21 protein-coding genes are annotated in these 20,084 nt (G+C 58.2%); 14 read left to right on the forward strand and 7 right to left on the reverse strand.

All coding sequences use genetic code 11. From position 1 onward, the window contains the following. The first annotated feature begins 204 nt into the window (after nt 1-204). From Pan189_RS10210 to Pan189_RS10265, 12 genes are all read left to right on the forward strand, one after another. On the forward strand, nt 205-480 hold the full coding sequence (locus Pan189_RS10210; RefSeq protein ID WP_310821330.1) for an AtpZ/AtpI family protein: 276 nt from the start codon (nt 205-207) through the stop codon (nt 478-480). After that, on the forward strand, nt 477-941 hold the full coding sequence (locus tag Pan189_RS10215; protein WP_145363817.1) for a hypothetical protein: 465 nt from the start codon (nt 477-479) through the stop codon (nt 939-941). The genes Pan189_RS10210 and Pan189_RS10215 overlap by 4 nt, the downstream gene beginning before the upstream one ends. After that, entirely contained in the window at nt 931-1,935 is a 1,005-nt protein-coding gene (gene atpB / locus Pan189_RS10220; protein WP_145363818.1) for a F0F1 ATP synthase subunit A, read from the forward strand. Before Pan189_RS10215 ends, atpB begins: the two co-directional genes overlap by 11 nt. Before the next feature lie 85 nt (nt 1,936-2,020). Further along, entirely contained in the window at nt 2,021-2,320 is a 300-nt protein-coding gene (gene atpE / locus Pan189_RS10225; protein ID WP_145363819.1) for an ATP synthase F0 subunit C, read from the forward strand. 94 nt (nt 2,321-2,414) lie between these two features. After that, entirely contained in the window at nt 2,415-3,155 is a 741-nt protein-coding gene (gene atpF / locus Pan189_RS10230) for a F0F1 ATP synthase subunit B (protein WP_310820311.1), read from the forward strand. 129 nt (nt 3,156-3,284) lie between these two features. Continuing rightward, nucleotides 3,285-3,926, forward strand: a complete 642-nt coding sequence (gene atpH, locus Pan189_RS10235) for an ATP synthase F1 subunit delta (RefSeq protein ID WP_145363821.1) — start codon at nt 3,285-3,287, stop codon at nt 3,924-3,926. Beyond that, nucleotides 3,883-5,421, forward strand: a complete 1,539-nt coding sequence (gene atpA / locus Pan189_RS10240) for a F0F1 ATP synthase subunit alpha (RefSeq protein WP_145363822.1) — start codon at nt 3,883-3,885, stop codon at nt 5,419-5,421. Before atpH ends, atpA begins: the two co-directional genes overlap by 44 nt. A gap of 95 nt (nt 5,422-5,516) precedes the next feature. Next, complete coding sequence (atpG, locus tag Pan189_RS10245) at nt 5,517-6,392, forward strand: ATP synthase F1 subunit gamma (protein WP_145363823.1); 876 nt, start codon at nt 5,517-5,519, stop codon at nt 6,390-6,392. A 106-nt stretch (nt 6,393-6,498) separates the two neighbouring features. Then, the gene (atpD, locus tag Pan189_RS10250; RefSeq protein WP_145363824.1) at nt 6,499-7,938 is read left to right on the forward strand and encodes a F0F1 ATP synthase subunit beta; all 1,440 of its coding nucleotides are present in this window, start codon (nt 6,499-6,501) and stop codon (nt 7,936-7,938) included. Between the two features lie 10 nt (nt 7,939-7,948). Next, a complete protein-coding gene (locus tag Pan189_RS10255) occupies nt 7,949-8,185 on the forward strand; it encodes a hypothetical protein (RefSeq protein ID WP_145363825.1) in 237 nt (78 codons plus the stop codon). Nucleotides 8,186-8,208: 23 nt separating this feature from the next. Further along, complete coding sequence (locus Pan189_RS10260; protein ID WP_145363826.1) at nt 8,209-8,613, forward strand: FoF1 ATP synthase subunit delta/epsilon; 405 nt, start codon at nt 8,209-8,211, stop codon at nt 8,611-8,613. Between the two features lie 48 nt (nt 8,614-8,661). Further along, nucleotides 8,662-9,078 carry a DoxX family protein gene (locus Pan189_RS10265; protein WP_145363827.1) on the forward strand — a complete coding sequence of 139 codons (417 nt, stop codon included), beginning with the start codon at nt 8,662-8,664 and terminating at the stop codon, nt 9,076-9,078. A 692-nt stretch (nt 9,079-9,770) separates the two neighbouring features. Here the strand turns inward: Pan189_RS10265 and Pan189_RS10270 are convergent. Continuing rightward, a complete protein-coding gene (locus Pan189_RS10270; RefSeq protein WP_145363828.1) occupies nt 9,771-11,705 on the reverse strand; it encodes an NADPH-dependent assimilatory sulfite reductase hemoprotein subunit in 1,935 nt (644 codons plus the stop codon). A 133-nt stretch (nt 11,706-11,838) separates the two neighbouring features. On the opposite strand from Pan189_RS10270, the gene Pan189_RS10275 reads away from it, so the two are divergent. Together Pan189_RS10275 and folD are read left to right on the forward strand one after the other, a co-directional pair. Further along, entirely contained in the window at nt 11,839-12,486 is a 648-nt protein-coding gene (locus Pan189_RS10275) for a phosphatidylglycerophosphatase A family protein (protein ID WP_310820312.1), read from the forward strand. Continuing rightward, nucleotides 12,467-13,333: a bifunctional methylenetetrahydrofolate dehydrogenase/methenyltetrahydrofolate cyclohydrolase FolD gene (folD, locus tag Pan189_RS10280; RefSeq protein WP_145363830.1), complete on the forward strand. Its 867-nt coding sequence runs from the start codon at nt 12,467-12,469 to the stop codon at nt 13,331-13,333. Before Pan189_RS10275 ends, folD begins: the two co-directional genes overlap by 20 nt. A gap of 41 nt (nt 13,334-13,374) precedes the next feature. Here the strand turns inward: folD and Pan189_RS10285 are convergent, their stop codons facing one another. From Pan189_RS10285 to Pan189_RS21675, 6 genes are all read right to left on the reverse strand, one after another. Then, the gene (locus Pan189_RS10285) at nt 13,375-14,118 is read right to left on the reverse strand and encodes a Uma2 family endonuclease (RefSeq protein ID WP_145363831.1); all 744 of its coding nucleotides are present in this window, start codon (nt 14,116-14,118) and stop codon (nt 13,375-13,377) included. 76 nt (nt 14,119-14,194) lie between these two features. Beyond that, nucleotides 14,195-15,388: a DNA polymerase IV gene (locus Pan189_RS10290; RefSeq protein WP_145363832.1), complete on the reverse strand. Its 1,194-nt coding sequence runs from the start codon at nt 15,386-15,388 to the stop codon at nt 14,195-14,197. Nucleotides 15,389-15,478: 90 nt separating this feature from the next. After that, nucleotides 15,479-17,533, reverse strand: coding sequence for a DUF1549 domain-containing protein (locus Pan189_RS10295; protein WP_145363833.1), 2,055 nt, complete (start codon nt 17,531-17,533; stop codon nt 15,479-15,481). Nucleotides 17,534-17,541: 8 nt separating this feature from the next. Continuing rightward, nucleotides 17,542-18,165, reverse strand: coding sequence for a sigma-70 family RNA polymerase sigma factor (locus Pan189_RS10300; RefSeq protein ID WP_145363834.1), 624 nt, complete (start codon nt 18,163-18,165; stop codon nt 17,542-17,544). Nucleotides 18,166-18,306: 141 nt separating this feature from the next. Then, nucleotides 18,307-19,575, reverse strand: coding sequence for a DUF1501 domain-containing protein (locus tag Pan189_RS10305; RefSeq protein ID WP_145363835.1), 1,269 nt, complete (start codon nt 19,573-19,575; stop codon nt 18,307-18,309). A 103-nt stretch (nt 19,576-19,678) separates the two neighbouring features. Next, nucleotides 19,679-20,062 (reverse strand): four helix bundle protein, encoded by a 384-nt coding sequence (locus tag Pan189_RS21675; protein WP_375154873.1) that lies wholly within the window; start codon nt 20,060-20,062, stop codon nt 19,679-19,681. Nucleotides 20,063-20,084 lie beyond the last annotated feature (22 nt).

Below are 20,084 nucleotides of genomic sequence, written 5' to 3' on the forward strand. Positions count from 1 at the left end.
TTCAGATTTCGTGACGATCTCAAAAAATAGGTAGAACCACCTGTTGGCCGCGGAAGTTCACTCAATTGGGGGTGTCGACTCGACAGGTCGGCAGCTGATCTCTAACGTCATCGGATGCGCTCGAAGCTCTGCCGCTTGCTTGCTTGGCGTCACGGATTCGAACTGTTCTCTGCGAAGAATTGCATCGAAACGGATTGCACTGGAATGGCTCAGCCCGACCGAACCGACGAGAGTGGCCGCTCACCTTTGGCCGTTGGTTTGGCGTGGTCCTCCAGAATCACCACGATCGCTCTGGAAATGGCGCTGCCGCCGTTGTTGGGTTGGTGGCTTGATACCAAGCTTGGAACGACGCCGCTGCTGGTCATCTTGCTAAGCATTCTCGGATTTGCCTCGGCGATGTTTCACCTGATCGCGCTGGCTCGCAGCTTGAGTCCTTCGAAGCCTGAAACAGGCTCAATCACGGAAGGCGACGACTCTTGAGCGAGACACCGCGACGATCTGACGCACGTTTGGGGGCGGGAGTTCTGACGGCCGTAATCGTCGGACTTTCCTTGCTTTTCTCAGTTCCGGCGTGGTTTACGGCGGGGCCGACGGGACTGCGCGGCTTAATCTTCGCCGCTGTGCTGTGTTTGTTGCCCGGTTGGGTGGTGTTCGCGATCCTTGGGCTGTATAAGTCCGCGAAGTCTCGGGCGTTTGGGGTGCTGGCCGGAGCAGGAATTCGTTTCGCGGTTGCGATCGCGGGCGTCCTGTGGGTCAAGACTCAGTGGTCGGAAGACGGTTGGCAGGCGTTTCTCGTCTGGATGGCCGTGTTATATCCGATCTGCTTGGTGGTCGAGACGATCCTGATTCTCCGTCAGACCTCGGATCAATCGACGATCGGGTCGGGCGGCACTGAACCTGATTATCCTCCGCAGAATACCGAAGCCACCGATGGCAGCTGAATCCGCAGGAGCTGAAACCGCCGGCCCTTTTGATGTCGTGCAAGACACGGCATTCCATCACGTCGCGGATAGTGGTTTCTTCGAACTGCCGATGGGCGGTGAGCTTGAGATTCCCGGCTTCTTGCTGGCGATCGGCATCACGAAGTACGTGATTCTGCAATTCATTGCTTTCGCGCTCGCCTTCTTGGTCTTCAGCGTGCTCGCCCGCAAAATGCGGAGCGGTCAGCCGATCAAAGGCCGCTTCTGGAACTTCTGGGAAGTTCTTTGCGTGTACCTCAGAGACGAAGTCGTCCGTCCGACCATCGGTGACCCGCACGCCCATCAGGAGCACGGCGATGGCGCCGGAGAGCCGGAAGGGCAGTTCGACCCGGGTCACAGTGATCCGCTCAAAGAAGCGAACGCTCCGTTCTCGACCCGCAATGAGGGGACGGAGTTGCCGACGGCCGAACTCGGTGGTCATCCCGCCGATGTTTATCTGCCGGTCATTTGGTCGCTGTTCTTTTTTATCCTGTTTTGCAATCTGCTCGGCGCGATTCCCTATCTGGGATCGCCGACCGGGAATCTGTTCGTCACCGGCGTGCTGGCCCTGTTTGTGTTCGGCTACGTCGTGTGGACAGGATCGAAGCAATCGGGCTTTGTTGGATTCTTTAAGTCGCTGGTGCCGGGAATGGAGCTGCCGGGCATCATGAAGCCGATCCTGATTCCCATGATTTGGGTGATCGAGTTCTTCGGGCTGCTCGTGAAGCACTTCGTCTTGGCCGTGCGACTTTTCGCAAACATGCTCGCCGGACACATGGTGGTCGGCGCGATTTTGGGATTTATCGGCGTTGCCGCGACTTTCGAAAGCTCGGCGATGTTCGGTGCAATTACAACGGCAAGTATTGTCGGGCAGGTCTTCATCGGACTGCTCGAGCTTTTTGTGGCGTTTCTCCAGGCGTATATCTTCGCGTTTCTGGCGACGCTGTTTATCTCGTCGGCGGTGCATCCGCACTAACCGATCGAGCTCGACTCAAAGTTGGGACCATTAAGAACCGCGGCCTCTTGAGGTCAGTTTCGTTTCCAAGAAGGATTGAACCGGGATGTTTGCTCTGATTCGCGGCGTGCAGATGACTTTAATGGTAGTGGGCGCACTTGTGATGCTCACCGCCCCGGCAATGGCCCAAGACGGAGACAGCTTAATTGCTGCCGGTGGCGCCTTCGGCGCTGGTCTGGCGATCCTGGGGGCCGGGCTCGGCATTGGGCGTATTGGTGGGCAAGCCGTCGAGGCGATGGCTCGTCAGCCGGAAGTGGCCGGGCAGATTCAGACCGCGATGATTATCGCTGCGGCTCTGATTGAAGGGGCGACCTTCTTCGCACTGATCGTGTGCATTATTAAATAAGTGGTCGGATTGATCGTTAAGCGTTCAGTCGATTCCTGCGGTCGCGCGAAGGCTGTTGAGGCTGCTTGGTATGTTCCTGAGTTCTGAGGCTGGTATGCATTGTCATCCATTGCATCGGGCGGCACCGATCTTAACTCTGGCGGTGGTTTGCATTCTCTCGCTTGTCGGCGTACCTGCTTTAGCGCAGGAGTCGGGAGAGGCTGATGTCGTCGAGCAGGAAAGCCATGAGGCTGAAGACGGCGATTCGCACGAGCACGACTCAGATCACGATGCGGGGCACGACGGCGAGCACGGTGAACATCACGTCGATGTCGACGATCTGATGGATCAAAACGCTGGCCTTAAGGGCTTGCCGTTGGCGTTCTGGACCGGTGTCACCTTTGTCGTGTTCTTAATCGTGCTCTCGCGAGTAGCGTGGGGGCCGATGGTGACGGCACTCGATCAACGGGAGCAACGCATTCGCGATGACATCGCGGCTGCGGAATCGGCTCGCGTGAAATCGGAGCAGATGCTGGCCGATCACGAGAAAAAGCTCGACGCCGTTCAGGACGAGGTCAAAGAGATTCTCGCCGAAGCGCGTCGCGATGCGGAGACCGCGAAGTCAAATATCATGGCTGAAGCTCAGTCCGAAGCGGAAGCCGCCCGGCGTCGGGCGGAAACCGATATCGAACGGGCCAAGGACCAAGCGCTCAAAGAACTTTTCGATCGCCTGAACGACCGCGTCGTCGATATGAGCGGCTACGTCCTCGGCCGGTCGATGGACGATGCGGATCACCGAAAGCTTATTGACGAAGCGTTGGTTTCATTCGAGGCGAATGGTCCAACCAAGGCGTAAGGCCGACAGATAGTCTCAAGGGAAACTCGCTTAACGACCTCCCATCAACTATCTCTTGCTGCTTTCCGCTTTTTAACGGAACGATACGACTCCAAACTTTCGAGAACCTTCCCGCGATTAATTACCCCTATGTCCTCTGAAACTGCCGATCTGGCCCAAGACCGTGTTCGCAGCGTGATGGAAGACCCCAGCGCGCTGTCGATCGCGCGGGTCTATGCACAGGCTTTGGTCGAGGCAGCGGGGGATGAACTTGACGACGTGATCGCTGAGTTAGATGCCTATTTCGAACACATTGCGGGCAAGTTTCCGGAGTTCGGCGCAGCGATGTCGGGCGGCATGCTCAGTATCGACCGGGTTCAGCACCTGATCGATCAGGCGTTCGCGCCGAATTGCTCGGAAGTCTTCACTAACTTTTTGCGTGTCCTCGCCAAGCGGGAACGACTCGATTTATTGCCGTTGATTCTGCAACAGGTCGAAAAGGTCCGCCGGCGATTACACGGACAAAAACGCGTTATCGTGACCACGGCGGTTCCGCTCGGTGACGAACAACTCGATCAGATGAAGTCACGCTTCCGCAATCAACTTCCGTTCGACCCGGTCGTCGAGACCAACGTCAAACCGGAGTTGATCGGCGGAATGGTGATTCAAATCGGTGACACCGTTTACGATTCCTCGGTGCGGGCCCGGCTCAAACAGCTAAGGTCGCGACTGCGAGAGAAAACCAACTATGAAATTCAACGCGGACGAGATCGCTTCGGTTCTGCGGAGTGAAATCGAAAACTTTAAAGGTGAGCTCGAGACGACCGAAGTCGGTCGCGTGCTGGAGGTCGGCGACGGCATTGCCCGTTGCTACGGCCTCTCGGGCGCGATGGCTGGCGAGCTCGTCGAGTTCGAGAACGGCGTCAACGGCGTGGTTTTCAACCTCGAAGAAAGCTCCGTCGGCCTCATTATTCTCGGTGATTACCTCGAGATCGAAGAAGGCGACACGGTCAAATCGACCGGCAAGCTCCTTTCGGTCCCGGTCGGTGAAGCCCTGCTCGGCCGCGTCGTCGATCCGCTCGGCAACCCGCTCGACGGCAAAGGCCCGATCGTCACCGATCAGACTTGGCTGCTCGAAACCGCAGCCCCCGGCGTCATCGATCGAAAGCCGGTGACCGAGCCGCTGCAAACGGGAATCAAAGCGGTCGACTCGATGACTCCGATCGGTCGCGGTCAGCGCGAATTGATCATTGGTGACCGCAAGACGGGTAAGACGGCTGTCGCGCTCGATACGATCATCAATCAAAAAGGCAAAGACGTCATTTGCGTCTATGTCGGTTGCGGTCAGCGTGATTCGGCCATCGCGGGCGTGGCCGAGGTGCTGCGTGAACACGGAGCTCTTGAATACACGATTATCGTGTCGGCATCAGCTTCCGACCCCGCCCCGCTGCAGTATTACGCCCCATACGCCGGTGCGGCGATGTGCGAATACTTCATGGCGCAGGGCAAGCACACGCTCGTCGTTTACGACGACCTCTCGAAGCAGGCTCAGGCCTACCGGCAGTTGTCGCTGCTGATGCGTCGCCCGCCGGGCCGTGAAGCGTATCCGGGAGACGTCTTCTACGCTCACAGCCGATTGCTCGAACGGGCCGCGAAACTCAGCGACGAAAACGGCGGCGGTTCGATGACGGCCCTGCCGATCATCGAAACGCTTGAAGGTGAGGTTTCGGCCTATATTCCGACCAACGTGATTTCGATTACCGACGGTCAGATTTATTTGGAGCCCGACCTGTTCAACGCGTTGATTCGACCGGCGATTAACGTCGGTATTTCGGTCAGCCGGGTGGGCGGTAATGCTCAGACGAAGGCCATGAAGAAGGTCGCCGGCGGGTTGAAGCTCGATCTCGCCTCGTTCCGCGAACTCGAAGCGTTCGCGCAGCTTGGTACCGAACTCGACAAGGCGACGCAGAAACGCCTCGACCGCGGTTACACGATGGTCGAATTGCTCAAGCAACCGCAGTTCGATCCGCTCAGCGTGACCGATCAGGTGATCGTCATTCATGCCGGCACCAAAGGCTACCTTGATGGCGTTCCGGTCGACCAATTGAAAGAGGTTGAGCAGGAACTGCGAGCGTTCATGAATGATGAGAAATCGGAAGTGGTCGAAGCCCTCGACGGCGGCAACGCCTGGAACGACGATGTCACCTCAATGCTCGACTCCGCCCTCGATGAATTCCGGATTCGGATTAAGGAACGAATTGAATCGGCGGAAGCAGTTGGAGTTTGACGAAAGCCGTCAGCTGTCAGCCGTTAGCTGTCAGCTTTCGTGTTTAAGGACTTGCTGATAGCTGACAGCCGATAGCTAAGAGCTTTTAAGAAAACATGGCCAAAGCCCGCGCAATTGTTAAACGCCTCAAGGCGGTCAAGAACATCCGCAAGATTACGCGGACGATGGAATTGATCGCGACTGCGCGCTTCAAGAAAGCGATGGATCGCGCGACGGAGGCGGCTGCGTACACGCGAAAGATTTCCGAAATCGTTGCTGATCTCGCCAAGTCCTCGGGTGAAATTTCGCATCCGCTGTTGGTCCAGCCGGCTTCGACGCAGAACGTCACGCTGCTGGTACTGACATCGAATCGCGGGCTGTGCGGAGGCTTCAACGCCGCCGTGCTGCGCCAGGCGACGGGCCGCTATAAATCACTTAAGAAGCAGTCGCTCGATACGACAGTCGAGGTCTGCGGGAAGCGGGGCATCTCTTTCCTGAAGTTTCAGGACATCGCGATGGATCGCACCTATACGAATTTCGAAGACAAGCCGGGCTTCAATGAGGTCGAAGAACTCGCCGACCGATACATTGAGGACTACACGAGTGGAAAGCTCGACCGGCTTGACGTGGCCTACACGAGATTCGAATCGGCCGGCAAACAGACTGCAATCATTGAGACGCTGCTGCCCATTGGCGATTTGGCCGCCGGAGATGACGCGGGCGTCGGCAGCACCATCGACTACGAATTTCTGCCCTCGGCCGAAGACATTTTGATGGAGATCGTCCCCGCGGCCTTCAAGGCCCGGTTGTTTAAGTGCTTCCTCGATAGCGCCGTCAGCGAGCAGATTGCCCGGATGGTCGCGATGAAGGGGGCCACCGAGAATGCCGACGAGATGATCGGCACGCTCTCACAGAAATATAACCGGGCCCGTCAGGCCCAGATTACGTCCGAACTCGCCGAAGTCATCGGCGGTGCAGCAGCGTTGGAATAAAGCTCTCAGCTGTCAGTTCTCGGCTGTCAGCTCGTTTCAATAACAAATTTGATCGCAGAAAAGCTGATAGCTGACGGCTGAATGCTGACAGCTTCCGGAGTGAAAAATGAGCGTCGCAGAAGCAACTCAGGTCGGCAGTATCACTCAGATCATCGGTTCGACGTTCGATGCCGAGTTTCCTGAAGGGCACATGCCGGGGATTTATCACGCCCTAACGGTCAAGGCGGAGACTAAAGGGATTAAGGTCGACGTGACCGGCGAGGTCCAACAGCACCTCGGCGGCGGTCGCGTCCGCTGCGTCGCCCTCGGTTCGACCGACGGCATGGTCCGCGGGATGGAAGTTGTCGACACCGGCGGTCCGCTGTCGGTGCCGGTCGGGAATGAAACCCTGAGCCGCGTGTTCAACGTCCTCGGAGAGCCGATCGACGGTCGCGGTCCGGTTGAGACTGCCGAAAAATGGCCGATTCACCGCGACCCGCCCAAGCTCGAAAACCTGAGCCCGAAGTCGGAACTGTTCACGACCGGGATCAAGGTCATCGACCTGCTCACGCCGTTCGTCCGCGGTGGTAAAGCGGGTCTGTTCGGTGGGGCGGGCCTCGGGAAGACCGTCATTCTGACCGAACTCATCGCCCGTATCGCGAAAGAGTTCGGGGGTTACTCCGTGTTCGCGGGAGTCGGGGAGCGGACCCGCGAAGGAAACGACCTGCTGCTCGAAATGCGTGATACGCAGATGGGCGACGGCAAGAGCGTCATCGAGAACACGGTGATGGTGTTCGGCCAGATGAACGAGCCACCCGGGGCTCGCCTTCGCGTTGCGCTGACCGGCCTGACGATGGCCGAGTGGTTCCGCGACACGACCGGTACCGACACGTTGCTGTTCATCGACAACATTTTCCGTTTCTCGCAGGCCGGTTCGGAAGTCTCGGCGCTGTTGGGTCGGATGCCGTCGGCCGTGGGTTATCAGCCGACGCTGGGCACCGAGCAGGGCGAGTTGCAGGAGCGAATTGTCTCCACGACCGGGGGAGCCATCACCTCGGTGCAGGCGGTCTACGTCCCGGCCGACGACCCGACCGACCCGGCCCCGGCGACGGCGTTCAGCCACCTCGACGCGTTCATCTATCTCGACCGCGGGATCGCCCAGCGTGGTCTGTTCCCCGCGATCGATCCGCTCTCGTCGTCGAGCCGAATTCTCGACCGGCAATACATCGGCGACAAGCACTTTGAAGTCGCCAACCGCGTCAAGCAGATTCTGCAGCGGTATCGCGAATTGCAGGACATCATCGCGATTCTCGGGGTCGACGAACTGTCCGAAGAAGACAAGCTCATCGTGCACCGTGCCCGCCGGATTCAGCAGTTCCTCTCGCAGCCGTTCTTCGTGGCCGAGCCGTTCACCGGTAAGCCGGGTAACTTCACGTCGCTTGACGACACGATCCGCAGCTTCGATGAACTGTGTGAAGGCAAGTGGGATCACCTGCCGGAAACGGCCTTCCGCTACGTCGGCCCGATTGAAGAAGCCGAGCAGCAGGCCAAGGAAATGGAAAAGTAGGACGCCCCTAATGGCCAATGTGTTCGAGTTTGTGCCCGGCCGGTGGTACCGGTTTCATTACCCCGGCGGGTTCTCGGACGAAGCGCGTTGCAAGGGATTCGATCAGAAGCGACAAACCTATCTGGTGGAATTCCGCGGCGACCCCGGAGCGGTGGTGACACTGACCGACCTGTTGATCAACGCGTATAAATTTGAAGAGATTCCCGCGGCCGTGGCTCCGCCTTCCCCGACGGCTCCGCGGTCATAAGTCCAGCAAAGTTCGGTTCGATCATGGCCCGCGATCTTCGACTGATTCTCGTCACTCCCGAGCGCACGCTCCTCGACGAGCCGGTGCGCTCGATCACGCTGCCTCTGTTTGACGGCATGGCCGGCGTTTTCCCAGGCCGGGCTCCCATGGTCGGTCGGCTCGGCTACGGCACAATGACGGTCTACGATCACTCGGGCGAGGCGCGACACTTCTTTCTCGACGGAGGGTTCGTGCAGGTCGCTGACGATACGGCTTCGGTCCTGACCAATCGCGCCCTGAAAAAGGGAGAGGTCGACGCGCCGGAGGCTTCCGAGAAATTGGCCGAAGCCACAATGCGTATCACCCGCGGCGAGCAGGAATACGAGGCGAGGGCAAAGGACCAAGCCCGCTACCGCGGCATGAAAGCCTTTGCTGCCAAAGCGAAATAAGTAAGTGCCGCCCACAAGTCGCGCACGCAGTAAGAGGATTTGTTAACGATGAGTGACCCCGCTAATGCTGTCGAGACAAAGAAGGGCTCATCAAAGCCTTCCAAGGCGGCCTCGATTGTCGGTTGGGTCTTAACCGTCCTCCCCGCATTAATGCTCTTTGCCAGCGCCGGCTTCAAGCTCTCGATGGCGGAAGACGTCCGCAAAAGCTTTACCGAGTTTGGATACCCGGAATCGGCAATCATTCCGATCGGGATTACCGAATTAATCTGCACCGTCCTGTTCCTCATTCCGCAGACGGCAATTCTCGGCGCAATCCTCTTGACCGGATACATGGGCGGCGCGATCGCCACCCATGTGCAGGCGGGCGATCCGTTCTACGTTCAGGCAGCGATCGGCGTCGTGCTTTGGATCGCCCTCTATCTGCGGGAGCCGCGATTGCGAAGCATCGCCCCGTGGCGAGGTTAAGCCCTACAAGCCGCGCACGAAGTAAGCGGATTGCCGTAGCGAGATTAAGCCCAACAAGCCGCGCACGAAGTAAGCGGATAGACCCCAGCGATGGCGGGCCGTGTGATCCGCTTACTACGTGCGCGGCTTGTTGTGATTGGGATTCGTGACGAAATCTACCACAGCTTCCTGTCCATCGAGCGCAGGCATGTTCGTATTCGAATCCGAAATAATCGGCCGTAAATAAGTATCGGTCGAAGTCGTTTCCGGTCCATAACCGCTCGGCGATACTGCTGCCAAAGTTGCCGAACGTTGCGGCCGCCGAGGAAGATAATCCACGTAAAGCTTAACTGCCATATCACGAATGACGCGACGAATAGACGGAAATAAATTGAGTGTGGCGAAAGTGTTAGTGGATAGAGATAGGTTAGCGATATGAGGGCTAGGGGACAGCTCATGAGAACGAGCATCGCCACCATCAATGCGACGCAAAAACCTGTCAGAGCGACGACTCGCAGCCGATCCCGACGGTCATCTCGAACGTCTCGCCAAGCGAGACGAACAAGCTGCCACAGAAGCGGGGTCGTGATCACCGCGCAAAAAAACCAAAGCAGACTGGTAGGCGCGACTGTCCAGAGTAAATCAGTGAGTTCGGGGTCCGGCATCGGGCTTATAAAGGATCCGCTTACTTCGTGCGCGGCTTGTACCGGAGTCTACGTCCGTAGAACGTCAAATCGTTTCTCGGCATCGACAAGATATTCGCCAAGGCGACCATTCGCACCAGCTCTGGTTCGCTTCTGGCCTTCCGTCACGATCGATTCTAACTGCTCGGCGCTCAGGTCATCGGCGAACTTCTCGATGAACTCCGCCAGTTGGTCGTCGCTGAGAGCACCGAGTTCGCCGGAGAGGACTTTCGCTTCCTGTTCCAATAGTTTGGCGTAGCGCTCGATGTCTTCCTGTCCCACGCGGGCACAGAAGTCGCCGAAGGTTTCGCCGTCGTTGCGGGCCAGTTTGAAGTATTGCAGGGCGGGGGAGAGCACATCGGCGACGTGTTCTTCCCGCACGAGGTCTTTATAGATGTATGCGAGGCGGGTGCCGATGTCGTTACCGCCGAGGTAGACGGTGTAGCGGCTTTTCGCCTTGCCGACGAGGCCGATGTCGGGCGTGTAGGGACGGGCGCAGCCGTTGGGGCAGCCAGTCATGTGAATGGTGATTCGTTCGCCGGCGAGGCCGTACTGAGCGATCCGCTTTTCAATGTCGTCGATCACGGTTGGGAATATCCGTTCGCTCTCCGTCACGGCTAACCCGCACATCGGCAGCGCCGGGCAAGCCATTGAATAGCGACGGACCAGCGAAAGTTCCGCGGCCTGTTTAATGTCGTGCTTCTTAAGGATCGCGTTAATATCCTCGCGGTCCTCCGGCTTAATATCGCACAGGATCGCTCCCTGCAGTGCGGTGAGCCGAATCTCCATGCCGTAGGTCTGAAGCAGTTCCCGCAGCGCGGTCTTCCATTTAGGGCCATTTTCAAAGTCGGCAACACGGCCGTTCTCGATATTAAGACCGAGGAACCAGTTTCCGTCCCCCTGCTCATTCCAGCCCATGTGGTCTGGGGCGTCGGTTACATCGGCGGGATGAGGCTCCGGCAATGATGCTCCGAAGTGTTCCTCGACCTTCGCCTTAAACCATTCGAGGCCCTGCTTTGCAATCAGATACTTCATGCGGGCTTGCTTGCGGTCGGCGCGGTTGCCGTGATCGCGCTGCACCTTCACGACGGCGGTTGCGACTTGCATCACTTGGTCGGGCGTGACGTATGCCATGCGTTTGGCGAGCGCGGGGAACGTCTCCGACTTCGCGGGCGTCATGCCCATGCCGCCGCCGACCAGCACGTTGTAGCCGACAATCTCGCCCTCCTCGACGATCGCCAGAAATCCGAGGTCCTGCGTGTAGACGTCGATGCAGTTGTCTTCGGGCAGGGCGATCCCCATCTTGAATTTGCGGGGCAGATAGACTTCACCGTAAACCGGCTCCACCGGCTCAGCGGGATCGTCACTGAGATTGGCCTTCAGGTTCTGCGGGTCGGCGTCATCTCGCAGCCACAGGTCGTAATAGGCTTTCGTTTGCGGACGGAGCAATTCGGCGAGTCCGAACGCCATCCGCTGCATCTCCTCGCGGACGTTGTCCCTCTTGAACGGGGCGGGGCAGGCCATCACGTTCCGGGACACGTCGCCGCAGGCGGCGAAGGTGGTCAGTTTGGTTTCGTTGATCTTGCGGATCGTCTCCCGCAGGCTTCCCTTGGGAACGCCGTGAAGCTGGAAACCTTGCCGCGTCGTGATGCGGACGGTTCCCTCGCCTAACAGGTCGCCCAGGTCGATTTCCGCGAGAAACTGCTCGGCGGTGACGCGGCCACCGGGGATTCGCGTGCGGACCATCATGGAGAACTGTTTTCCCAGCGGCTTGCCGTCTGGCCCTTTGGCCTTGCGCAGGTCGCGGTTGTCCTGCTGATAGGTTCCGTGGTGTTTGAGCAGTTGGATCGCTTCGCCGGAGAAGTCGGGGCGATCGTTCTGCAGTTCCTCCGCGATCGAACCGCGAAGGTAATTACTGGAAGCTTTAATGCCTTCCAACTTGCTCAGTTCGGCCTGATCCGCCATGTTCGCCTCTATCCGCGTTCAAACGGGCGAGCAGCACGCGTCAGCCTGCTGAATTCAATTCGCCCAGATGTCTGTTTTAGCCAAATTTGTTCCTGGTCCGGGCCGGGGGCCCATCTACTGTGAGTATAGATACGTGCGGGAAAGAAACGAAGGCGAAGATGACCTTGAGGGCAGGCTCGCGGAGCCGAAGTCATCGCTTCCGCTCGGGACGCGGATTTGCCTGCTTCTGGCGACCGGTTTTGGCACGGGGCTCAGCCCAATCGCCCCGGGGACGGTGGGGAGCCTTTTGGGGCCGCCGCTGGTGTGGGGCGTGCAATACTTCCTGCCGATTTGGGCCTATTGGCCGGTTGCGGGGTTAGTTTTGGTCGGTGGGACGATTGTGTGCGAAATTGCCGCACGTCATCTTCGCCTCGACGACCCGCCCGCGGTCGTGATCGATGAAATTGCCGCCTTTTTTATCGTGTACGCCCTCGTCCCGGTGACGCCGGCAACCGCCGTGATCGGGTTCGCTTTGTTCCGGCTGTTCGACATTTCCAAGGTCTGGCCGGTCAGTTTGATGGAAGACTTCCACGGCGGAGTCGGAATCATGCTCGACGACCTCGTCGCGGGCTTTTACGCAGGATTGGTGCTGACCGGGATTTTCGTCGCGACGGGAACCGTCGGGCCGATCACAGATGATCGCACTTCGACTTTGCCTCATCGCTCGGCGGTGGCTACGTTGCAATTTGAAGACTACGAGTTCGGGGGAGAGGACCAGAAACATGCCCGCGAAGATTATTGACGGCAAAGCGATCGCGGCCGATCTGCGGGAAAAGATTGCCGCGGATGTGGCTGAGTTTCACGCTTCGACCTCCGTTACGCCTCACCTCGTCGCGATCCTCGTCGGCGATGACCAGGCCAGTGCCGTCTATGTCCGTAATAAGGAGGCTGATTGCGCGAAGGTCGGGATCAAGAGCACGCTGCATCGGCTTCCCGCTGAGACGACGCAGGCCGACCTGCTCGAACTGATCCAGAGTCTGAATCACTACCCGGACGTGCACGGCATCCTGTGCCAACTCCCGCTGCCGGCACAGATCGACGAGCAAACGATTCTCGACTCGATCGATCCGTCCAAAGACGTCGATGCCTTTCATCCTGAGAACGTCGGTCGGATCGCGCAGGGCCGACCGCGGTTTCTCCCCTGCACGCCGCACGGCTGTCAGCACTTACTGATCGCCAGCGGAATTGAGACCAAGGGTGCCCACGCCGTCGTGCTGGGCCGCAGTGAGATCGTCGGCAAGCCACTCGCCATGATGCTCATGCAGCGCGGCGCAGGAGGTGACGCCACCGTGACTATCTGCCATAGCCGTACGAAAGGCCTCTCCGAAATCACCCGACAGGCCGACATCCTGATCGCCGCGATCGGTAAGACGAAGTTCGTTACCGCCGACATGGTGAAGCCGGGAGCAGCAGTGATTGACGTCGGCATTAATCGAGACGAATCGACCGGCAAGCTCGTCGGGGACGTTGATTACGAAGCGCTACTCGACGTGGCGTCGGCAATCACCCCGGTGCCCGGCGGCGTCGGACCGATGACGCGGGCGATGTTATTAAGGAATACGCTGACTGCGGCGAAGTTAAGCAGATAGTATTTGGCGTTATTCTCGCATTTAATTCTATACCAGAAGGCTTACGCCTTCCGTTCGCCCGCGGTTGATTCAAGTCGCTCGACGAATTTTTCGTGCTCCGGTGCATTAATGCCGGTTTGCAGCTTGACGAGCACCGTCTTTAGATCGCCCGACAGCATCGCCTTAGCGTCGAGCCATAATCCCGGGAAGGCTTGGCTATAATAAAGCCCGTCTTCGCCGGGCTGCTGCTTTTCGAAGCGGCCTTCGTTCCCGGCGAACCAATCGATCTCGCCGTCTTCGACACGCCAGACAATGTATTCTTTCACGCCCGAGCGGCAATAAAGTTCCAGCTTGTCGTGGAGGTCATAATTGACGCTGCTGGCGGCAATTTCGCAGACGAGTTCGGGGGCATTCTCAATATAGTCCTCGTCCGATTCGTCCGACTGGCCTCCCGAACTCTTCAAGATGCGAAGTAGTGCATCCGGTTGTGTAAGATTGTCATCTTCCAGAACGACGGTCCCGTTGGTTCCGGGTTCGACGCCGGGCGTGTGAATCGCGTAGTGCGTGACCCACCAGGTGAAGCTCGAATTGGGGACGCTGTGCCTGCTGTTGCGTACCGGTGAAGCCACGTAAACTCTCCCGTCAATCAGCTCCGCCTTCAGTCCCGGCGACGCTTCGTAGCGTCGCATGAACTCATCCGCGTCCATGCGATCACCGTTTTGCAGTAGCGGTCCTCGATCCGCCCGATCGAGAATCGGATGATTCTGTGCGGTGATCGGCTTTTTTGCAGCGGTGTCGGTCGACATGGCAGTTCCTCCTCGCCGAATTATACATCGTTAAGGAGGCGTGAGACAGAGGATTCCGCAAGCCCAACTCGGTGCGTTACTGCTTCAGATCGTCGGTGTTCTCGGATGCTTCTCGTCGCCCGACTCCCAGCGACAACGCATGCTTTACTGCTCCGGAACCGAATCGCTCGGTAATCTCGTCACAGACGCCGTCCAGTTGCTGCAGTCGCGACGTGTCTTCGTCAAACAGCGATCGTTGCACCAGCGGCGACGCTTCGATCTGCGAGACGCCAATGCCCAGCAGCCGGACCGACAGCCGGCGCGACGGTAAGTGCTCACGCAGTAATTCGTCCGCCGCCCGCCAAAATAGTTCGGTGACATTGGTTGGCTCCGGCAAGGTGCGGGAGCGCGAATAGGTCGCGAAGTCTTCATAACGAATTTTTAAGGTCACGGTGCGAGCTTTGCGATCGTGCCGACGCAGGCGGCGGCCGACCTGATCGGTTAATTCACGCAGCCAGCTTCGCAGGATTTCGAGATCACGAATGTCATCGCCGAATGTGTGTTCGTGCGAGATCGACTTGGCCGTGTGATCAGGAATCACTTCACGGTCGTCGATAGCTCGCGACAGGCGCGCAAGGTGTTCGCCATGTGAGCCGAACCTGGATTTCATGATGTCCATCGGGACGGCTCGAAGCTGCGCGACCGTTTCGATGCCGAGTGCGGCGAGCTTCTTCTGGGCGACCGGGCCGACGCCCCAGATGCGGCTCACCGACAGGGGGGCAAGGAAATCGAGTTCGGTCCCCGGCTGCACGACGGTAAAGCCGTTGGGCTTCTCCAGATCACTTGCGATCTTGGCCAAAAATTTGTTCGGTGCTACTCCGACCGAGCAGGGCAGATCGAGCTCAGTGCCGATGTCAGTTTGGATGCGGCGACCGACATCGACAGCGGGACCGAACAGCCGCTCGGAACCCGTCACATCCAGAAACGCCTCGTCGAGTGATAGCGGCTGCACCAGCGGCGTGTATCGGTGAAAAATCTCCCGGATCTGCTTGGACACCTCGGCGTAGCGCGACATCCGCCCCTTCACGAAGATGGCGTGCGGACACAGCCGCTTTGCCTTGAAGCCGGGCATCGCGCTGTGAATGCCGAATTTTCGGGCGACGTAGTTTGCCGCCGAGACGACACCCCGGCCGCTGCGCCCTCCCACGACCACCGGCTTTCCGCGCAGCTCCGGCCGGTCGCGCTCCTCGACCGAGGCGTAGAAAGCGTCCATGTCGACGTGCAGGATCATGGACTGAGTATATCGCGAAGAGTACTTTTAGCCGCTACCGGCAGGGAGCGCTCCCTCGCGGTCGCGGCTTAACAAATTCACAACGCCTCTCTACGGCACGAATGCGAACTCATTGGAGTTCAGCAGCGCCCAAGCATAATTCTGCAACCCGGTTGCAGGCGATGTCTGCGGACCGGTGCGGCTGTTTCGCATCAACTGCTTGATGGCGGCCATCTCGCCTGCGGTGGGATTGCGAGAAAGGATCGTGCGGCAAACATCCTTAATTTTTTCGGCATCAGATGCTCGCGCGGTGGCGATGTCGTAGAGGCGACGGCCGGGCCTGACCTCAAGTGCTTCATCGACTAATTCGCTATTCATCATGGCCAGCGCCTGAGGTAGCGTCCCGACAGTCGATGCCTCGTCATTCTCATCGTTTTGGTAGTTGAAGAAGAACTGCCCCAACCACTCATCGCGGTCAGGAATTCCGCCGTGTTCAACACCGGAGGCGACAACCAACGAGTCATATATTTGTTCGACGGTCATCGGCTTTACATAGACCCGGCTGAACAGAGGCATGTGTCCGGCCGCGGGATCGTCGATCGTGTTGTCTTCACTGAAGCGGCTCGAAAGTGCGTAGGCCTTGGTGCTGCAAATCCAAAGCGCGAGCTGCCGCACGTCGTATTCGGAGGCTACGAACGCCTCGGTCAGAGCATTAAGAATCTCAGGATGCGACGGCGGATTGTGCGGGCCCATGTCGTCGACCGGCCGCGTGAAACCCGCCCCGAAAAAGTGCGCCCATGTTCGGTTCACGAAGGCCCGAGCCAACTGACGGTCACTCCCCGTTGAGATCAGGCGGGCCAATTCCGCACGCCGATTTACTTCGGCCGCTTCGGAGACTTCGTGGCCGCCGTACTTGGGATAAGCCGCCCTCATAATGCCGCGACGATTCTCATAAAACGTCGGCCCGCCGCCCGACCGCTCCACAAGCTCGCCGAACATTCGGTCGCCTTGCTTGCGCTCAACAAGGTCCACCTGTTTAAAGAAGCTATTAAGCTCCCAGAAGTCGGACTGCTTCCAATCGTTGAAGGGGTGATCGTGGCACTGCATGCACTGAACCTGCGTGCCAAGAAGTACGCGCGACGTAATTGCCGTTGCGGGAACCGCTTCGTTGTTGACGTGCGCGACCAGAAAACCAGCCGCTCCGTTCTCCTTTGGGGAACCCTCGGCTGAGATCAGATCGGCTACGATCTCGTCCCAACCGCGATCTCGGGCGAAACTCCGCGTCATATAGAGTTCGAGAAATTCGCGATCCGTCGATCGTTCCGGCTGCCGCCCGACGAGCAAATTCGTCCAGACCGACCCGAGATGTCGGGCGTATTCGTCCGAGGCGATAAGTTGCTCGACGATCAGCCGACGTGCCGAGGCCGAACGTGTAGACAAGTCTGCGGACAGGAATTGATCGACGGTTTCTTTTTGGGGAATTCGACCGGTGATGTCGAGAGACACCCGCCGCAGCCATGCGCCCGGCTTCGCGCGGTCGGAGGGAGTAATGCCGGCATCCTGCCATCCGGCTTCCAAACGTTGGTCGATGAAAGCGATTAATTCCGGACTACTTAGAGGCGAACCGTTTCGGGCGAACTCGTCTCCCATCAACGCAGGGCGATCCGCTTCATCGGGCGACGACTCATTAACCGCTGAGTTCGTTTCAGGATCGGCCGTGGCTGCCAGTTCGATCGGTCGACGCTCCGGTAGGACGACCTCAGGCGACGACCCTATCGAGTCTTCCGGCGTTTCGCTGATCACGTCAGTCTGCGGATCAGCATCGACTACAACGGGGACCTCTTGATTTCCGCTAAGGCTGTAAAGGGCTGCGGACAAACCGACGAGTAACGCCGCCGCTAAGGCCATTGCCGACGCGAATCGTTTTCGAATGCGTCGTTCTTCAGTCGTGACAGGCTGCTTCAGCGGGTGATCGCTTAAAGCCGCATCCCACACAAGCGTTCCATGCAGACACATCAATTCGAGATAGCGACGGCGCGTCTGCGGGTCTTCAATCACCAGGCGTTCCATCCGGCGCATGCCGTCAGCGTCGAGCGCGTCTTCGCAAAACGCGTCGAATAGCTGATCGAATTCGCTCAGGCCGGATTGGGCCGCGACATCTCGCATCACGTCTCTTAAACCTCATTGCCGGTCGGATAGTTCGGTTCTAATACCGATTTAACTTCGCGATTGATGCACTCCAGCAGTTGGCGACGAACACGCCCGATCGACTGATAAACCGCATTCACCGGTCGGCCGAGTGTCTCGGCGATGTCTTTCCCTGATTTTCCTGGGGCATATCGCCGAGTAATTAGTTCCCGGTCGTTCGGTCGAAGCTTCTCAAGACAGGTTGCGAGAGCCTTTCGTCGCTCTTCATAAACAAGCGAGATTGCCTCAGCCTCTTCGGTGATCGATTCCACGAACTCGGGACTGAAATGTAGTTTGTCCCGGCCTTTTCGTTCTCGGTGCTTCAGAACTTCGTAAACCGCGATGCGTGATGCCCACGCGAAGAAATTAGAACCGAGTTCGAACTTTGAAGCCTTCCGCCAGATGACGATGTTCGTCTCTTGCAGAATCTCTTCGGCATCGTTTGGGCGGCCCACCTGACTCAGAATGAACAGGTAGAGTCGACGCTGACTCTTGGTGAACAGTCCGATAAATTCATCGCCGGGTGCAAAGCGAGTGTCATCACCCGCTTGCCGATCGGGACCGACGAAATCGGCCCCGGAATGACCTTGCGCATCCGAGGACGTACTCATACGCTCTGAATCTTAATCAACAGTCGGAATACCAAGTGAGGTTGTCGATACCCGGTCAACCGTAAGGTGCAAAAACGCGGGAAGCCGAAAAGGTCGGCTTCCCGCGGGCCCGCTGAATAGTTCTTTCGAACGACCGTGTTCTTAACCAATCAAATCCTGGATCGGCTGACCGCCGTTAGCGATTCGCATCGGACGACCACGCTTGCTCGTGTGAACCGTGTCGAGCGGAATGCCGAGGGCGTGAGCAACGGTCGCCCAGATGTCTCCGGGCTGATAGCTCTTACCGACGACGCGAACGCCGTCCGCGTCAGTCTCACCGACGGCAACACCGCCATTAAGACCGCCGCCGCCGACCATCACACTCCACGCCGCGGCAAAGTGATCACGGCCGACGTTCTGGTTAATACGCGGAGTTCGTCCGAATTCACCCATGCACACAAGTACGACATCATCGGCCATACCACGCTGTTTCAGGTCCGCGGCGAGCGCCGAGATTCCTTGGTCGAGCTGCGGCAGTCGTTGGTCACGCAATGTCTGGAAGACGTTGTTGTGCAGGTCCCAGCCGCCCATGTTGACTTCGATAAATGGAACGCCCACTTCGACAAGTCGCCGAGCCATAAGCAGTCCGCGACCGAACTGCGATGTCCCGTAGGACGCCTGCGTTTCGGAGGACTCCTGTTCGACTTTGAACGCGTCCATTTGAGAGGACGTCATGAGATTGACGGCCTTCTCATAGACCTGCCGGTGAGCCAAGGGGCTATCACCGCGATTCGAATTAATGAAGTTGTTCTCGACGACATCGAGCATCGCCAGCCGATTCTTTAGCCGTTGCTGATCCATACTGTCCATGTTGGCATTACGGATTCGCCCGTTGCTATCAACGGTGAACGGGGCATGGGCCATCCCGAGGAAGCCGGGGCTGCCGGCCGCGCCACCAATGCTGATGAACGACGGAATCTCGAGTTCGCTGCGAGCACTTCCAAGTTCATAGCTAACAACGCTACCGAAGACCGGATGCACGACCGTCGGATTCGGCACGTAGGCCGTGTGCATGTAATAGCGACCACGTGTGTGATCAGCTTCGCGAGTGCTCATGCTGCGGACGACCGAGAGGTTGTCCATCTGCATGGCCGTCTTGGGCATGTGCTCCGAAATCTGGAGATCGCCCTTAGTCGAGATCGGATTGAACTCGCCGCCGTTCTTGCTGCCCGGCTTCAGGTCCCAAATATCAATGGTCGGGGCACCGCCACCGAGCCACATCAAGATGCAGGCTTTTTGCTTCTTACGAACCTCAGCCGCATTCGCTTTGACGTGCGAAATAAACTCGAGCGTCGGGACCGTCGCGGCCGCCGTCGCCAGATGCCGCATAAAGTGGCGACGGTCCATGCCGGAAGGAGTGGGAAGATTCATTGGTTTCTCCAGAAAGTCTAGTTGTTGTTATCTTATCGTTCGAGAAGCGATGAGGGAGAAGCGCGAAGCGATTTCAGCACTACCCGATTCCGTTTCGCTTCGACTAAGTCTTGCTTCTACGCAGTCCACTTATCAGTTGGCAGCAACGAAACGCAGTCTGTCTCAACACGCAACAATCGCTATCGGAAGGGAAACCTTGTCGATGAGCGATTACTGAGTGCGAAATTACCTCCATCAGTGAACTATATGAGATTTCAAGAAACCTGATCTCGTCTCTCGGACCAGTTCTTGCATTCCCTTCGGCGATATTCGCACCAACCGAGACTGCTGCCCGCCGCATCTGGCTGACCAATCCGAACTGTTCAGAATTTGGAAACTTTCGGGTGACTCGATAGACCTCGTCGGCAAACGACATCGCTACCTGCCATGCATCCAATCTCTCGAACGCAAAAGTCGGCCAATCAGCCTCCTGTCGCTTCTCGCTCACCGCTTCTCTCTTCTCGTATTGA

Source organism: Stratiformator vulcanicus, assembly GCF_007744515.1.
Lineage (GTDB): Bacteria > Planctomycetota > Planctomycetia > Planctomycetales > Planctomycetaceae > Stratiformator > Stratiformator vulcanicus.

Excerpts from the sequence above, each read along its gene's own strand:
- Pan189_RS10210 (WP_310821330.1), top strand. The coding sequence starts at position 205 with ATGGCTCAGCCCGACCGAACCGACGAGAGTGGCCGCTCACCTTTGGCC.
- atpB (WP_145363818.1), top strand. The coding sequence starts at position 931 with ATGGCAGCTGAATCCGCAGGAGCTGAAACCGCCGGCCCTTTTGATGTC.
- atpE (WP_145363819.1), top strand. The coding sequence starts at position 2,021 with ATGTTTGCTCTGATTCGCGGCGTGCAGATGACTTTAATGGTAGTGGGC.
- atpF (WP_310820311.1), top strand. The coding sequence starts at position 2,415 with ATGCATTGTCATCCATTGCATCGGGCGGCACCGATCTTAACTCTGGCG.
- atpH (WP_145363821.1), top strand. The coding sequence starts at position 3,285 with ATGTCCTCTGAAACTGCCGATCTGGCCCAAGACCGTGTTCGCAGCGTG.
- atpA (WP_145363822.1), top strand. The coding sequence starts at position 3,883 with ATGAAATTCAACGCGGACGAGATCGCTTCGGTTCTGCGGAGTGAAATC.
- atpG (WP_145363823.1), top strand. The coding sequence starts at position 5,517 with ATGGCCAAAGCCCGCGCAATTGTTAAACGCCTCAAGGCGGTCAAGAAC.
- atpD (WP_145363824.1), top strand. The coding sequence starts at position 6,499 with ATGAGCGTCGCAGAAGCAACTCAGGTCGGCAGTATCACTCAGATCATC.
- Pan189_RS10255 (WP_145363825.1), top strand. The coding sequence starts at position 7,949 with ATGGCCAATGTGTTCGAGTTTGTGCCCGGCCGGTGGTACCGGTTTCAT.
- Pan189_RS10260 (WP_145363826.1), top strand. The coding sequence starts at position 8,209 with ATGGCCCGCGATCTTCGACTGATTCTCGTCACTCCCGAGCGCACGCTC.
- Pan189_RS10265 (WP_145363827.1), top strand. The coding sequence starts at position 8,662 with ATGAGTGACCCCGCTAATGCTGTCGAGACAAAGAAGGGCTCATCAAAG.
- Pan189_RS10270 (WP_145363828.1), bottom strand. The coding sequence starts at position 11,705 with ATGGCGGATCAGGCCGAACTGAGCAAGTTGGAAGGCATTAAAGCTTCC.
- folD (WP_145363830.1), top strand. The coding sequence starts at position 12,467 with ATGCCCGCGAAGATTATTGACGGCAAAGCGATCGCGGCCGATCTGCGG.
- Pan189_RS10285 (WP_145363831.1), bottom strand. The coding sequence starts at position 14,118 with ATGTCGACCGACACCGCTGCAAAAAAGCCGATCACCGCACAGAATCAT.
- Pan189_RS10290 (WP_145363832.1), bottom strand. The coding sequence starts at position 15,388 with ATGATCCTGCACGTCGACATGGACGCTTTCTACGCCTCGGTCGAGGAG.
- Pan189_RS10295 (WP_145363833.1), bottom strand. The coding sequence starts at position 17,533 with ATGCGAGATGTCGCGGCCCAATCCGGCCTGAGCGAATTCGATCAGCTA.
- Pan189_RS10300 (WP_145363834.1), bottom strand. The coding sequence starts at position 18,165 with ATGAGTACGTCCTCGGATGCGCAAGGTCATTCCGGGGCCGATTTCGTC.
- Pan189_RS10305 (WP_145363835.1), bottom strand. The coding sequence starts at position 19,575 with ATGAATCTTCCCACTCCTTCCGGCATGGACCGTCGCCACTTTATGCGG.